Annotated in this window: 12 protein-coding genes; 7 read left to right on the forward strand and 5 right to left on the reverse strand. The window is 45.0% G+C overall.

From position 1 onward, the window contains the following. Positions 1-109: 109 nt before the first annotated feature. Positions 110-961 (reverse strand): AraC family transcriptional regulator, encoded by an 852-nt coding sequence (locus BK120_RS21070; protein ID WP_076269468.1) that lies wholly within the window; start codon positions 959-961, stop codon positions 110-112. 175 nt (positions 962-1,136) lie between these two features. On the opposite strand from BK120_RS21070, the gene BK120_RS21075 reads away from it, so the two are divergent. From BK120_RS21075 to BK120_RS21085, 3 genes are all read left to right on the forward strand, one after another. Then, the gene (locus BK120_RS21075) at positions 1,137-2,525 is read left to right on the forward strand and encodes a family 4 glycosyl hydrolase (RefSeq protein WP_076269469.1); all 1,389 of its coding nucleotides are present in this window, start codon (positions 1,137-1,139) and stop codon (positions 2,523-2,525) included. Between the two features lie 537 nt (positions 2,526-3,062). Further along, positions 3,063-5,210, forward strand: a complete 2,148-nt coding sequence (locus tag BK120_RS21080; RefSeq protein ID WP_076269470.1) for a sensor histidine kinase — start codon at positions 3,063-3,065, stop codon at positions 5,208-5,210. 4 nt (positions 5,211-5,214) lie between these two features. Then, positions 5,215-5,922, forward strand: a complete 708-nt coding sequence (locus BK120_RS21085; RefSeq protein ID WP_144376810.1) for a response regulator transcription factor — start codon at positions 5,215-5,217, stop codon at positions 5,920-5,922. 277 nt (positions 5,923-6,199) lie between these two features. Here the strand turns inward: BK120_RS21085 and BK120_RS36295 are convergent, their stop codons facing one another. From BK120_RS36295 to BK120_RS21105, 4 genes are all read right to left on the reverse strand, one after another. After that, a complete protein-coding gene (locus tag BK120_RS36295) occupies positions 6,200-8,569 on the reverse strand; it encodes a flagellin N-terminal helical domain-containing protein (RefSeq protein ID WP_076269471.1) in 2,370 nt (789 codons plus the stop codon). A gap of 157 nt (positions 8,570-8,726) precedes the next feature. Further along, entirely contained in the window at positions 8,727-8,927 is a 201-nt protein-coding gene (locus BK120_RS21095) for a carbon storage regulator (protein ID WP_076269472.1), read from the reverse strand. Between the two features lie 477 nt (positions 8,928-9,404). Continuing rightward, positions 9,405-9,566: a carbon storage regulator gene (locus BK120_RS21100; RefSeq protein WP_076269473.1), complete on the reverse strand. Its 162-nt coding sequence runs from the start codon at positions 9,564-9,566 to the stop codon at positions 9,405-9,407. Between the two features lie 903 nt (positions 9,567-10,469). Beyond that, a complete protein-coding gene (locus BK120_RS21105; protein WP_076269609.1) occupies positions 10,470-11,273 on the reverse strand; it encodes a helix-turn-helix domain-containing protein in 804 nt (267 codons plus the stop codon). 558 nt (positions 11,274-11,831) lie between these two features. Here BK120_RS21105 and BK120_RS21110 point away from each other — a divergent pair. The 4 genes from BK120_RS21110 (at position 11,832) to BK120_RS21125 (ending at position 15,945) form a co-directional block, all read left to right on the forward strand. Further along, the gene (locus BK120_RS21110) at positions 11,832-13,289 is read left to right on the forward strand and encodes a sulfatase family protein (RefSeq protein WP_076269474.1); all 1,458 of its coding nucleotides are present in this window, start codon (positions 11,832-11,834) and stop codon (positions 13,287-13,289) included. A gap of 437 nt (positions 13,290-13,726) precedes the next feature. Beyond that, on the forward strand, positions 13,727-14,356 hold the full coding sequence (locus BK120_RS21115) for a chromate transporter (protein ID WP_076269475.1): 630 nt from the start codon (positions 13,727-13,729) through the stop codon (positions 14,354-14,356). Between the two features lie 18 nt (positions 14,357-14,374). After that, on the forward strand, positions 14,375-14,908 hold the full coding sequence (locus tag BK120_RS21120; protein ID WP_076269476.1) for a chromate transporter: 534 nt from the start codon (positions 14,375-14,377) through the stop codon (positions 14,906-14,908). Positions 14,909-15,078: 170 nt separating this feature from the next. Continuing rightward, positions 15,079-15,945 carry a formylglycine-generating enzyme family protein gene (locus BK120_RS21125; RefSeq protein ID WP_256710978.1) on the forward strand — a complete coding sequence of 289 codons (867 nt, stop codon included), beginning with the start codon at positions 15,079-15,081 and terminating at the stop codon, positions 15,943-15,945. Positions 15,946-16,369 lie beyond the last annotated feature (424 nt).

Raw genomic sequence — 16,369 nt, forward strand, 5'->3', positions numbered from 1 at the left:
ACTTTGAACCTCAGCGATCGCTATCGGGTCAATGAGAAACAAGTTATTTTCGTGCCTGAGCTGAAACGGGGGACGAAAAGCTGTTAGGGGCATGTCCTCTGACAGCTTTTTACTCGAACTTTGACGGTGCAACGTTATAGTATTTTTTAAAAGATTTCGAAAATGTAAACGGATCAGGATAACCCAGAAGGTTAGCAATTTGTTGAATCGTATATTTCTTTTCATTAAGATATTCTCTCGCCCTGTTCATTTTAATCTGGTAAATATATTGTCCCGGAGTAATGCCCAAGGCTTTCTTGAAATAAGTGATAAAATACTTTTCTGATATGCCTACAAACGCTGCAAGCTCATTTATTTTAATAGATTTGTGCAGATTGTTATTAACGTATTTGAACACTGGCTGCAACACGTCCAAATTGCTCTGTACTTTTCTTGACGTTCTCCCATTCAGAAATGTGCCGGTATATTGGCCAAGTCCGTGGAGTTCAATAATTTTGGCAATAACGGCCGTCAGACAAGCCTTTAAATATAAACGGTTCCCAGGTATGCTTCGTAATAGATTCGATTGCGTAAAGGCTTTGCCGAACAAAATGGCTTCTTCCCGGATCAGCTCTTGCGGTATGACTCCCGAGAGCTGAAAATCGTTTAGAATCCGCTCTTGCTTGCCGATTTCAAAATCGAAATGAATGTAAATAAACCGGCACCCCTTATTACTAGCTGCTGCCATATAGGGAACCCCTGGGTAAAAAAAAACCACATCTCCCGGGTTTGCTGTATGTTCAAAACCATCGATAGTAATGGTAACGATTCCGGATTGAACGAACCAAAGATCATAGTCGGTATGAGCCTTGTGTTCAATCCATTTCGTGTCGTGGGTAAGCTCAAAGAAGGATTTCATTCGAAGCGAGATCAATTCCGACAATTCATTGAGAATCCCCATATCCGTCATATTCTTATCCATTGGCATCCCTCTACATTCCTCAACCAGAAGACATTTCTCATATTATTTTAGTATATCACTGGATTTGTTAATCACAAATATTCGTACTATTTGACATGAAGGTGAAACTATCTCATATTCTACTTTTAAACCATTCTCCTATAATTAGGTTATAACTAGTTAGGAGGACTTGATCATGATGGATTCGAAGGTTTCACAACCAAAGGTAGTTATCATTGGGGCTGGGAGTCTTTTCTTTGGGCGGCAGTCAATCTGGCAAATGGTTCACTCTAAATATTTGAATAATGGAACACTTTCTTTAGTAGATACTGACGAAGAAAAACTATCCAAGATGGTAAGGCTCGCTGAAATGGTTGCAAAGGAAAACAATGTATCTCTTAAAGTGGAAGGCTCGACGAATAGGAGACAGGTATTAAAGGGCGCGGATTTCGTCGTTCTCAGCTTTGCTGAGGATACCGTCAAATACCGTGGCATCGATTGCCAGGTTTCTCTAAAATATGGAATTCGGATGTGTTCTGGGGATACCATCGGTCCAGGCGGAATCTTCAGGGCAATGAGAGAGCTGCCAGTTATTATGGAATGCGCTAAGGACATTGAGGAGCTTTGTCCCGATGCGTGGGTAATCAATTACATCAATCCATCTACCGTCCATGGGATCGCCTTAAGCCGATATGCGCCGAAACTTAAATCCTTTGCGCTTTGCGACTCCCATCACATGCCGAGCAAGAAAGCTTACTACGCGATTCGAGCGGGTATCATTCAGGTTCAAAGCGAATTCAATGAGGAGATCGACCGGAGATTTGATTTCCGCGTTGCCGGTGTCAATCATTTCACCTGGCTGCTTAAGGCGGAGTATGACGGAAAGAATGTTATGGCTCCGATTGCCGAGGCTTTAAGGAGGTCGGCAGGAACGGAAAACAACGGTGGAGATAGAGGGGCAAAGGCGCTTTATAACGATGCAATCACTTATGAGCTTTATAACATTTTCGGGTATATTCCAACATGTACGGCCCATACCAAAGAATATGTCCGGTATTGGCAGGGGCTTGGCAAGAATGAAGACGTCATCCCGCCTTTATCGATTTGGGAAACGGAAGACCGGTATAAACGGCATGAAGAAATGTGGCGGCAAGTGGATGACTTCATCTCAGGGAAATATCCTATCAGCGATTATATGAAATCTTTCGGACCCGATCACGCTACGGATATTATCGAAAACATGGTGGGGAATTTGAACAAGCGGTTCTTTATTAATACGCTCAATAACGGTGCTGTGACCAACATGAATAACGACTCGTTCCTTGAGTTGTTAAGCGAAGTAAGCATGGATGGAATCAAACCGCTTCATATGGGTGAAATGCCGAGGGGAATCCGGGGCATGCAGGAGCTGGTGCTGGATACGCACGAACTGACTGCGGAGGCTGTTGTTGAACGGAGCTACACGAAATTGAGAAGAGCGATGATGACCGATCCGCTTGTGAATTCGATACATGATGCGGATTTAATTATTAAAGAGTTGTTGGAAAAGGAAAGGGAGATCATCCCCGAATATTGGTATGAGTAAACAAGTACGGCAAACATAAAATCTGAAACGATACATCGGGTGGTTTGGTTTGGAGCATGGCGGGGATGAGCGGACGCAGCGGTGATAATGGCCTGAGCTCTTATAGTACTTCTGGTCTTATCGTATATAGATGTGAAACCAGATGTTATTTCAATAAATGAAACCAAATGGCAGAAATGTCGTTTGGTTTTTTTACTGTTTACACACTCGAAACATGTGTAGTGCTGTGTGTCGCTCGTAAGGAAGTAGTAGTTAAGAGCCGCATTTACCTGTATATTGAAGTTTGAATGTATTTGAATCTACCGCTATGATCTGCATCGGTGATTCTGCTTCGTTACCCGTTATATTCTTGGGTTTGCACGTTAATTAACCGTTCGGTGGGGGACGGTTTTTTCTTACGTTCAAAAAAGGACCTTATCGTGATGTTTGTGTTCAACGCCTCGTAGATATTTGCAGGGTACATTTACCTATAATGATGATATTATTTAAATAATCAACTTACTTATTGTGCTCTTGCAGATTGGGGTTTGGTTCATAATGAGGGGAATTCTCCGATTCGGTTCTCGTACTATCTTGTTTCATATCATTGCTGCCGTTGTTGTTGGTTTGGTTGCAAGCTATGCCGTCATCTCTGTACCAGACTCTCCTAAGTTTCAAAGTAAAGAAGGATTTCTGGACTTAACACAGGTTCATGTCAGTGAGAATCCACTAAAGTTAAAAGGAGAGTGGGCGTTCTACTGGCATGAACTGCTATCGCCTGAGGACATACAGAATCGCTTAGCAAGGGACGGAAATCATGACCGCTGGATCAGCATCCCGAACTCCTGGCTAGGTTATCGGTTAGATGGTCAGCAACTGAACGGTACAGGCTATGCTACATTTCGGGTGGTCATAGAGCTTAGTGAGCAGGATCGGAACGAGCGGCTTGCTCTGCGGCTGCCTACCATCTTTCATGCGTATAAATTATGGGTTAATGGCGAGCTGCTGGCAGAAGTTGGTGTGGTTGGTCAGGACAAGAGCAGCGTGATACCGCATCTGGCAACGAAGCTGCTGTTCTTCCAGCCCAAGAATGACAAGGTGGAGCTGGTTATGCAAGTTGCCAACTTCCATCATAAGCGAGGCGGAATCACCAAGTATATAGAGCTCGGCGGCAGTGATGTATTAACGGTCAGTAAAAATCTGAAAATCGCTGCTGAAATGTTCATCACCGCAAGCCTACTGGTGATTGGCGTGTATCACCTGCTGTTGTTCATCCTGCGACGCAAAGACAGGGCTCCATTGTATTTTGGTCTGTTCACCTTGTTGTTCGGTATCCGATCATTGCTGGTCGGCGAACTCTTGATCACACAATTGTGGCCGGCTATTCCATGGGGATTGCAGTTCAAGATTGAATACCTGATTCTTTGCTGCAGTGGGTATATCATCACGATGTACTTTGATTGCATCTTTCCAAATTATGTGTCGCGTTGGTTTCATCTTGCTACGCGGATAATAACCGGCGCATTCTGTATCGTTGTCGTTGTAACTCCTGCACTTATATTTACAAAATTATTGCTGATGATCGGTGTAATGATTGTTCTGCATATGGTTTATTTGATGGTTGGTCTGGTCCAAGCGGCTATGTGGCGTATGGAGGGAGCGCTGATCTTCCTGCTGGTGTCGGTGGTTGTTTTAGTTACGGTCATCAACGATTTTTTATATTACAACGAATGGTCACGAATCGGAAATACATCTCCGCTTGGTCTGTTGGTGTTTACGATCGCACAGATGATTCTGCTTTCTTCAAGATTTACGAGGGCGGAATCGAACGAGGAGAGGATTGCACGTGAACTGCAGGACGCTAACAACAAGCTGACCGAAATGAATATGAATTTGGAACGAACCGTGCAGGAACGCACTCAGGCCTTATCCGCTGCTCATGATGATCTCCGCACGTCGTATGATCGGTTGCTTCACTCCGAGGAAGGGAGGAAGAAGCTCCTTGCCTATATAACGCACGATCTGCGTATGCCGCTGTCCAGTATGCTTGGTTATGTAGAAGCTGTGCAGGACAGGGTCAAGCCGGAACGTAATGAACAGTACTTGAAGTATATCCGGGATAACACGATAAGGGTTAACCGCATGATCGAGGAGTTGTCCTTCTTGTCGCATTTGGAGACGGGACAAGTCTCATACCGAATGGAGCAGGTTCATATCGTTCACTTCTTGCGCCGGTTCTATGAACAATATGAGCTAGTTGTGCGTGACGCAGGGTTGGATTTCACGCTGGATTTCAGAGATGTGGAAGAACAAGGCCCCAACGTGCCTGTTGTCGAAATGGATTCACAAAGATTAGAGCAGGCATTGTTTAATCTAGTGTCGAACGCGATGAAGTTCACTTCTAGTAGTGGGGCGGTGCGTATTGCACTAGCTGTTGAAGAAGAGGATCATACCCGCTGTGCAATCATTAGCGTGCAAGATTCAGGCATAGGTATACCCCCAGAGCAGCTCGAGCAAATCTTCGATCGTAATTACAGGTATGATCGACCGGGCCTGGAGAATGGTATAGAGGGCAGCGGGCTCGGGCTGGCGATTTGCAGGGAAATCGTCCAAGCGCATGGAGGGACGATTCGAGCGGAGAGCGACGGCAAGACGGGGGCGATATTCTATGTATCGCTTCCTTGTATTGTAGAAGAAAGAAGGTGACAGCATGATGGACATACACAAAATTATGATCGTCGATGATGATCCCAATATATGCGAGATTGTTCAGGTATATTGCGAGCGTGAGGGCTTCTTATGCTCCTACAGCTACAGCGGGGCAGAAGCCATGAAACTGCTTGCGTCGTTCGAACCGGATTTGATTGTACTGGATGTATTGTTGGCTAATGAAAACGGCATTGATTGGTGCAGGAACGCACGTATCTTCACGAATGCGCCGATCGTGTTTCTGAGCAGCCGTGAGGAGGACGAGGTCAAAATCAGCGCATTATCCTATGGCGGCGACGATTATGTGACCAAGCCGTTTAGTCCAGGAGTACTCATGGCCAAGATCAAGGCTCATCTTCGCAGAGTATCGACGGGCAGAAGGGAACAACTGCTAGAGTTAGCGGGTTTGACGCTGGATTACTACGCACAGTCCGTCATCATGGGTAGTGAAACTATTTTTTTAACGAAAAAAGAGTTCAGTCTATTGTCCTATTTGGCACAAAACGTTAATCGTGTCGTCACTGTCGATATGTTGTTTCAGCTCATCTGGGGAATGGAGAGTCTGGAGGATACGAGAACCGTCGCTGTACACATCAGTAATTTACGTAAAAAAATCGAGGCTGACCCTGTCAATCCTGAGAGAATCATTACGATTCGGGGGGCCGGATATATGCTGGTTGCCAGGAGTGCGTTGCAAGCGAGAACATAGCGTTAAGGTTTAAAATCCACACTGATGATACCAGAGAGTCTTTATACGCAGTAGCAGCGATGAATACTTCGTTCGTATTAAGGGGTATTGTAACTAAAACGGCTGTTTATAAGTGTTCGTATGAGAGAGAGGATTCCAGACTTCATGCCAAACAACCTCCAATTCCACCTATGATAAAGTGGAGATGGAGGTTGTTTTTACATGAAAAAATAGTAATAAGTGGAAACCAAAAAGTTATAAATGGGCTATTGGGAAAACCCTTCGGAATTTCAGGAAATTAACGTAGCAATTGCAGTACGCCTTGCGGCTGTTGGTTCGCTTGAGCCAACATAGATTGTGCTGCTTGAGTAAGAATATTGTTCTTAGTGAACTCCATCATTTCCTTCGCCATGTCTACATCACGGATACGCGACTCAGCGGCAGTAAGGTTTTCAGAAGCAGCTCCAAGGTTGTTAATGGTGTGATCCAAACGATTTTGGTATGCACCTAATTTGGAACGTTCGGCGGATACAGCATTAATGGAATTATCTAGTACTGCAATTGCTCCAGAAGCCTTAGTAGCATCCGATACATCAAGGGAGTACTCAACATTAACGTTATCAGTGCCATTATTGGTTTGTTTCGTAGTTGTCCAAGCAGCACCCGTAATCACTTTTCCACTTTTATCTTTAATTACTGCAGATGTATCAGAAGAAGTTAACCCGAGAGCACTTGCACGCATGTCTGCAACATTCATGGACAAGGACTGGCCTTGGTTTGCTCCGACTTGCATCGACAAGGATTTGTCCTCAACAGTACCTTCAACTGTAAAAGCGGCTTGACCATTCGTGTTTGCGCCAATATTTACTTTGAGGCCATTTCCAAAATCGATCGTGGAGTTGGCTGCAATATCAGATTTCTTCGTTGTATCACCAGTTGTTGTGTTTGTCAGCGTAGCGGTTTTCGTTGTTGCGGCAGTAACGCTAAATCCATGTGTAGTAGGGCCAGTAAGTGTACCGATAGTAAGATCTACGCCATTACCTAGGTTATAAGTGCCGCCATCCTCAAACGTTAACGTTTGCGTGCCAACCACAACGCCGCCATTGCCATCGTGGACGGTTGCAGTATAAGCATTTGCGGTACCGACGGTAAGGTCAAAAGTGTTAGAAGCGCTATACGTTGTACTATCAGCACGTGTATCAATGCTTACTCCGTTTGCGAAGGTAACTGTGCTGCCGGCAGTAAAGGCTACTTCAGGTCCGCCATCAAATGATGCTGCAAGCTCGTTAGTGACAGTAAAGCTATCAGTTCCATTGATAATTGTGTTACCAACGCCGTGGGCAATCGTGAAATCTCCAATTGTTACACTACCTGCAGCAGCACCTGCAGCAATAGATGTAGTACCTACAGTGCTGCCGCCTTTACTTAATGTAACTGTGCTGCTCACATCAAATGTTTGGTGATTTCCGGCTGCGTTAGCTCCAGCTAATGTGGTGTTAACCCCAGTAGCGGTTTTAAAGCTCACACCGAAGTCATTGGTTGATCCCAATGCCTTGAATTGATAATTTTGTACGTTGTTATCAAGAATAACTTTGTCTGTTAAAGCTGTAGTGCCGTCGGTATCCATTAATTGAACACTAAAAATACCGTTGCCTTCATCTGCATAAGCAAGTTGATATCCTACTCCATTGCTCAGTGCCGAAGAATTATCTAAACTCAAAGTAAGGGCACCAGCCGCACCTGCGGCAACAGTACCATTGTTTACCGCACCTAAAACGCCTACAGTTTTTATATCAAAGCTTCCAGACACTGGATTGTTACCTGTAACCGTAATACCATCGGCCGTAAGGCCTGTATTTGCACCGGTGAATGCGCCGGTTGCAACAGAATCTGTTCTAGTAATTGTTACTTCATGTGCACCGTTAGCCAAAGTAGAAGTAGGAGCAATCGAAACGCCTGTTACAGAGCCTACCGGAGTATCAAGCGATGCATTCTTCGTTTGCGTTTGGCCAATACGAATTTCATAATCGCCGTTGTTAAGACTTGAATTTGCCCCAACGCTAACGTTTTTAATTGCATTATCAGCAGTATGGGTTGCGGATTTCGTTACAGTGTCTGTAACATCTACTGTATAATTTCCTGCCTTCAGAGAACTGTTCTTATCTAAGTCCGGATTCGAAATAGTCGTCGTTCCCGCATTGAAAGGATTAGTGGTTTTATCAATCGTTACAACACCGGATTTTTCCGAAATATCCCCATTTAACAGTTTTTTCGTGTTGAACTCGGTCGTATTGCCAATACGGTTAATTTCAGCTGATAATTGGTTGATTTCCTTCTGGATTTCGCCGCGGTCATCAGCAGTGTTCGTATCGTTGGCAGCTTGCGTTGCGAGTTCTTTCATACGTTGAAGGATGCTATGTGTTTCGGTCAAAGCGCCTTCCGCCGTTTGAATCAGGGATATCGAATCTTGCGCGTTGCGCTGTGCTTGATCCAATCCGCGGATTTGTGCTCGCATTTTTTCGGAAATCGCAAGACCTGCAGCGTCGTCGCCCGCACGGTTGATACGAAGACCGGAAGACAATTTCTCTAAAGATTTCCCTGCTGCACCTGTGTTACCTGCTAATTGGCGGTGTGTGTTCTGTGCTGCAATGTTGTGGTTAATTCTCATTTCTCATTACCTCCATGTGGTGTGTTTTAGGTACCTATCCGTTGGCATCCTTTGAAGCGCATACCTTGTACTCACAAGTCGTTGATGGATTGCGCGCTAATCCAAAACAAGGATTTGTAAGTCAAACTGTTATCTTCCTTGACTTCACCACTCGTCCTTAAGTGGCAGGAGCTTCGACCTTTTTTGCCGTTTCTAAGGCTATATTGTTTTCTTCCCATAACTCTCCACGAACAATAGAAATATGCTTTGGTGCTTCAATCGCCAAACGTAAATGGCCTTCATCGCTCTTAATGACCTTTACCATAATGTTGTTGTCGATCAGCACATATTCTCCGGGTCTTCTCCCTAACACGAGCATTAGCTCATCCCCTTATCCCGCTTAGTAAATTGTCATAAAAAAATGAGCAAATAAACCACTGCCATTCTTCCTCCTGAAGAATGACGGCGACTCATTTGCTCATCCTAAGTCTCGTAATTATTTAATAAGTATTCAATTGTAAAAAACTACATTTAAACAGCAAAAAGACGAATAAATAGGCATCTGTTTCAAATGTTCCTCCTTGAAACTACATGCGTATTTACTCGTCCATGAGTAATCGAATATGAGATTAATTTATATATCGACAATGTATTTGAAATGTTTAGTCTTTTTGAAAAAAAATTTGAAAGTTATTATTCTAAATTACGAAAGCCTATGGTTTCAGTCGTTTGTGAAAAATGGGATAGGGCATCTCATAGGCTTTTGCACATACGAAGCAAGTCCTTGTTTAAATATCTAAGGAAAGCTGCAAGTAAATAGAAGGGTCACTAGTGTTGCATAAATCTTTAGAATTATTTAGTCGGAAAATTCCGGAAGTAATTCTCCGCGAACGATAGAGATATCTTTTGGCGCTTCAATAGCCAAGCGTAAGTGCCCCTCTTCACTTTTAATTACCTTTATGATAATTTTTTCGTTTATTACTATGTATTGTCCGGGTTTTCTTCCAAGAACCAGCATCAGACTCACTCCTTTACAGTGAAGGACCTTTATATGATTTGAACTTATTTTACGAGAATTATCATTCATTCAATTGAAGCTTTCAAATTGTTTCCAGCAGCAGTAACTTTCTACCATCCCCATAACCCTTAATGAGAGTAAGCAGCAGGGAGGGGCAAGCTCAGTAGCAACGCTAAAAACAAGCTGACCATTCACCTTTTCATAGAGTTTTTCCTCCATGTATATTATCATGATAGATTAGCCTATTAAGGAAACTCAAAGAAAACTTTAAGTTCGTGCCCAAGATAAAGCAAACCAAAGAAAAAGATTACAAAGATAATTGGCTGTAAGAACGTTGATTCGATACGATATTAAGCGATTTTAACAAATGTCGCGGCAAAGCGGTCGCTTCCCGCAAACGGGACATGTGGAGTGTTTAATATTGAAGGTGTTAACAATGGTTGAGATGTAACAGCATCGCTCGTGAACGTTATGACATGCTGGATTGGTACTTGGCTAATTTAGTCTTGGATGTTTTGATTTCACGCGGAGGGAATTGTGTGTAGTTTATGGAGCGGTGTCCTCCCTTATTATTAACTTTTATATTGGCTTAAGAAATTCGTAAGGTATGAGTAAGAGAAAAGAGAGACGGCATAGCTTGTCATGATGGATACTATATAAATGCAGGAGATTATGTGGGAGAACTGAACAGAGGGATTATTCACGGATTAGGTTTTTAACAACATCCGATTCAATCAAAGTGTCTTAGAATATGGCTACCATTATACCTGAGATTTCTACTACGAGTGCTACATCCCGTAGGTAGGCAACGTGTGAAGCAGAGCTCTTCTAGACAATGGATAGTTTCCTTCTTTATAACCGGGCCCGCAGATACCTGCGGGCTGTTTTGCTATGGTACAGAGCTCAGGTGAACAACTGGGCCGCGTCCTGCTGGTTCCCGTAGGTCATGAAGTCTGTAGGTGACATCGAGGTGTGTTTTTTGAATACCCGGAAAAAGTAAGAGGTGTCATAGTAGCCTAAATAGTTTGAGATATTGGAGATGGACATGTCGGAGTTCAACAACAGGTTACATGCTTCTATCACGCGCAATTGATGGATGTATTTGATCGGCGATTGTCCGATAACCTCTCGGAATACGGCGATCGTATAGTTCGGTGAACGCTGAATTAATCGTGCCAGATCCTTGATCTCAATCTGTTCGCGGTAGTGGTCTAGCAAATAGTGTTTTATCTTTTCGGCATATTTCATTTTGATCGGTATAACCTCGGGCTTCTCTAGTTCTCTTGCAATGATGCCAATCAGCTCTTGCAGGATGCCGTGACAAATGAAGGTTCTAAAGTTCTCCCCCTGCCGCGTTTCCTCATATAAACGTTCAAATCTTCTATGCAAGTACTGAAGCCTCCACAGCTTGAAATGTACAAATTTCTTATCGTGAAGAAAAGGAATGAATGGCATAGCATCAACTTCATAGTTGAAGATGATCGTAAACTTTTGGTGTGGGCCGGAAGGGTGATTTTCACCGGCGCGACGCGAGCCATGTGGAATAAACATAAAGTCTCCCCGTTCACCGGTATAATCTTCGTTTTCAATTCTGTAAGTAACTTTGCCCTCCATGACAAGAACAAGCACATTGTAATTGATAACCTCGGAATGCGTACGCCAATTCGGGATGAAATCGTCAAAATGTACAGCTCTAATTGTCAGCATAAGCATCACCCGTTTAATGAAAATGGTTGCCTTTATTATAGCATTGATAATTATCATAATGTAAACGAAAACGTGTTGAAATCCTCAACTTAGTGTTGAAATGTACATCTTCCGGAGATTATGTACATCGACAAAGAAAAGGGCTGACTCTTATACTGAAGATAATACTTAAAGAAGGCGCTATCATTCTAGGGAAAGGGATAACGACATGAGACCAAGGAAATCAGTGGGCGAACGAGAGCACGGCAAGCGGTGCCGTTGCGGGAGATTTGAGCGAATTCTCAAAGCAGGTGATGCTTCGTAAGAGCGACAGCATCAAGACTGTCCGCGAACAATTTCTCAAGAAATTATGGAGAAATACCCGAATATAAAAATCGAATACAGGCAGCTCAGTCCTCAAGGATGAGGTTTTTGCATTATTCGAAGGGATGAAGGATGACGGCAGCTACCATCCGAAAACGATGGGAATCTTGGAGCAATCAAGGGCTAATTTCTTGCAGGGAGCTGCAGAAGTTGCATGGACGAACGACTAATAATCGAAGTAAAGGAGATTGAACGATGCGAGTATTGCTGCTTGATCTTGATTCCACCAGACCTGACCATCTTGGCTGTTACGGGTACCATAGGAATACCTCACCCCATATTGACCGGATAGCCGCCGAAGGAGTCCGCTTCGATAATTATTACACGTCCGATGCGCCGTGCTTCCCCTCTAGAACGGCGCTTATGACAGGGAGATTCGGCATTCATAACGGGGTTGTCGGTCACGGAGGGACAGCTGCGGATGTGCGCCATGAAGGCGAATCCCGCGATTTCCGCAGCAGGTTGGCCAGTGAAAGCTTCCCTTCGCTGTTCCGCAGCGCGGGGATGAAAACCTCACTTGTCAGCCCGTTCGGAGAAAGGCACACCGCCTGGACGTTCTATGCCGGCTTCAATGAAATTTACAATACGGGCAAGGGCGGCATGGAGTCGGCCGAGGAGGTGACGCCGGTCGTGCTCGAGTGGCTTGAGCGCAATGCCGAGCAGGATGATTGGATGCTTTACGTAAATTATTGGGACCCGCATACACCATATCGTGCGCCGGAGGAATTCGGGAACCCGTTCAAGGACGATCCGCTCCCGGAATGGATTACCGATGATATATTTGCAGCGCACCGGGAAAAGGTGGGACCGCACAGCGCGCACGAGATCAACATGTATAACAACCGTGTCTCGCCCCAATATCCCCGTCATCCTGGGGAGCTTGTGGATCGCAATGATCTCCGCCGTATGATTGACGGGTACGATTGCGGTGTGCGCCATATGGACGATAACATCGGTATGATTCTGAACGCGATGGAGAAGAAAGGCATTCTGGACGATACCGTAATTATTATAACGGCTGATCACGGAGAGAATATGGGCGAGCTTGGCATCTACGGCGAACATGGTACGGCAGACCAAGCGACATGCCGGATTCCGATGATCATCCGCTGGCCGGGCTGCATAGCCGGTCATGTGGATAGAGGCCTTCACTACCATCTGGATTTGCCGCCGACGATGGCGGAGCTGTTGGGACTTCAGCAGGCGCCGAGCTGGGACGGCCGCAGTTATGCCGACTCGATACTGACGGGCGAAGATACGGGACGCGACAGCCTCATTATTTCGCAATGTGCACATGTGTGCCAGCGCAGCGTAAGGTTCGACGAATGGCTCTACATCCGTACCTACCACGACGGCTATCATTTGTTCGACAAAGAGATGTTGTTTCATATCAAGGATGACATTCATGAGCTGTATAACTTGGCTCCCGCCCGCCCTGACATATGCAGAGAGGCTGCATACCGCCTGCTCGACTGGCATGATGAGATGATGATGTCGATGGAGCACGATGTTGACCCGCTCTGGACCGTCATACGAGAAGGCGGGCCCTATCATGCCAAGGGCAATCTCAGCGAATATGCCGAAAGACTTATCGAATCGGGCAGAGGGCGTTACGTGGAGGAATTGAGAAAGAGGCATCCACAAGAGAATTAGCAGTGAAAAAGTTGGAAAAATAAACGTTTGAAGAAACGCCAGCAGTCCTTTTAAATCGATTTTCATGAGAGAGTTGTTCTCTTCAGTGAAAAAATGATTTAAAGGACTTCTGGTGGCTTTTTTTTGGCAGGAGACTTTGAAGACCGTGATCGGTTGTGAGCAGCTGTGCGTTTCGTGTCGCAGCCGGATAAATCAAAGGGAATGGGTTCATATTGCCCGTTCTTATAGTTTACTTCGGATTAGGTTCACATCTTTCTACCTTCTTCACTTAAAACCTAAATGAAATTAAGTCGAGTTTAAACATTGGGATATTTGGTAATTAAATAAAAACACTATGTTTATTTTGATATAAATTCTTTTAATTTGTTTTATCAGTAATTCTTTATTCCAAAACGGAAAAAAGATGATAAAATGGATGTAATGAAGGGGGGGGTCCAGTGAAGTTGTTTTTTGCGCACTTTGGTAAACTTAACCAGCTTTTTTGGACGTTCTTCAAAATTGGTCCATCTAGCTTCGGCGGTGGTTTTGCCATGATGCCGATTATCGAACGGGAGGTTGTCATCAAGCGTCAATGGTTTACTGAAGATGAGATGGCCGATATGCTGTCTATGGCGGGCATGGCTCCCGGAGGAGTCGCTGTGAATGCGGCTGCATTCGTAGGCTATCGGAAAGCAGGCGTCATCGGTGCTGTTGCAGCCATTGCAGGCGTTACACTTCCAACGTTTCTGATTGTGATCATCCTTAGTTTCGTTTACCTGTTTTTACGTGACGAACCAAAAGTCCAAGCAGCCCTGAGAGGTATTCATGCCGCCGTCATTGCTTTGATCTTGATGGCTGCCTACCGAATGGCCAAAGTATCGGTGTTTGACGTGTCCACTACTTGCGTGACGACGATCGCGCTTTTGTCGCTGCTGCTGTTGAGTATTAATCCGCTCTATGTGATCCTCCTCGGCTTAGTCGTGGGGCTGGTTATTGTAAAGAGTAAAGAGTGGATCGGTCTAGAGGTTCGAACCGAGAGAATGGATATCAATGCAAAGTCATTGCGTGAGCCCGAATACTTTATCTGACGAACGGAGGCACGAGTCATGCTGTGGGAATTATTCATTACCTTCTTTAAGATTGGCTCCGTTTCATTTGGCGGAGGGTATGCTGTCATTCCCTTGATTCAATATGAAATTGAAGCCCACGGCTGGCTGACGAACAGTGAATTTCAGGAAGCGGTTTCTCTTGCCGGTATGGCGCCAGGACCGATCGCAACGAACAGCGCTACCTTGATCGGGTATAAGTCGGCTGGATTGGCCGGGGCAGTCGCGACGACGTCAGGCATGATTCTGCCTTCACTCGCAGCCGTTATTTTGCAGGCAGCCGTATTTTTTCGCCAAAGCCGCAGCAAATGGTTCCGATCAACCTTTTATGGTCTTCGTCCTATCATTACCGGACTTATTATTTATGCGGCCATCTATTTTGGCTTTCTTAATAGGCGTGAGGCTGGATTCACATGGAAGACTTTCTTTACGCTTGCGATATGTTCCGGGTGTATGTTTTTGATGATCAAGTATAAACTTCATCCGATCGCCGTTATCGCTGCAGCAGGGGCGGCAGGAATTATTCTATTCTAAACGAATGATTAATGAATCATGAATAGGCATCATGTTTGGAGGGAGGCGAAGGAGTGGATCAAATGAAATCCTGTTGTGCGGTAAGCAGGCTGCAAGCGAACATTGAGCCCAGTGTTATAGAGGTCCCATCACCGTCACAAACTGCCGTTTCGGAGCCGGATCACATTGACATGGATTGGGTTATCATACCGGGTGGTTCTTTCGAAATGGGAACAATTACTAGCGAAGGGTTTCCAAGCGATGGGGAAGGTCCGGTTCGGAGGGTGGAACTCGAAGCCTTCAAAATCTCGGCTTGCGCCGTGACGAACGCGCAGTTTCGGGCATTCGTGGATGCAACCGGATATCGAACTGAAGCAGAAAGCTATGGATGGTCATATGTCTTCCATTTGTTGGCATCAGACGAAACGAACATCAGGGTTAAGAATGTACCTCGGCAAGTCCCATGGTGGCTTGTCGTTGATGGAGCAAATTGGAATAACCCGGAAGGACCGGATTCGAGCATTGAGGGTCGTATGGATCATCCGGTCGTTCATGTCTCTTGGAACGATGCCGCGGCGTTCTGCTCCTGGTCCGGGACAAGACTGCCGACGGAAGCGGAATGGGAATATGCGGCACGAGGTGGTTTACAGGGCAGAACCTATCCTTGGGGAGACCTGCTCAAGCCGGACGGCAGGCATATGTGCAATATTTGGCAGGGAAAGTTCCCAATTAAAAATAATGCAAGCGATGGTTATATCGGTACTGCTCCTGCTCAGTCGTTTGATCCGAACGGTTACGGACTGTATAATATGGCAGGCAATGTATGGGAATGGTGTGCGGATTGGTTCAGTCCTGCCTATCATCGACAAACGTCTTCAGTTAATCCACGATACACACAGGATACAGGCAAAAGGTCGATGAGAGGCGGCTCGTATCTGTGCCACCGCTCCTACTGCAACCGCTACAGGGTAGCGGCGAGAAGCGGTAATACACCAGACAGCTCAACGGGCAACATGGGCTTCCGCGTGGCCGCGGATCTAGTCCCTAAAGTAACTTAATGGCTATCGAAACGGAATAAATGGAGTATCTTAATACCTCACGGTAACGGTGAATATTACGCCATGTGATCATGGAGTTTAAAATCACGGTTGACCGGAGGTTTTTTTGTCGTCACTCTTGTGCTGAAACGTTCGGCGCGAAGTTGGGCCTTCTGGAAATTTTATCTAATAATTCAACTGAAAAATATCATAACTGATTACCAGAGGTTGGCGCTGGAGAATGAGAAGGGTATCAATCTAATTCAGGGTTATTTTTTCAACTGTTGGAGCAATGGTCAAGTCATCATAATCGAGATGAAAGATAGAGCCGCTTGCTTCTGAAAAAAGTCCATTAGCATAATCATAAAGTTTCCCATTAGGCCATGTTATTAAGCTCCTATGAAGAATAATGGAAAAGGTATATCTCGGGTTGGATATATGAATT

Origin of the sequence: Paenibacillus sp. FSL A5-0031 (genome assembly GCF_001956295.1) — a bacterium.
Lineage (GTDB): Bacteria > Bacillota > Bacilli > Paenibacillales > Paenibacillaceae > Pristimantibacillus.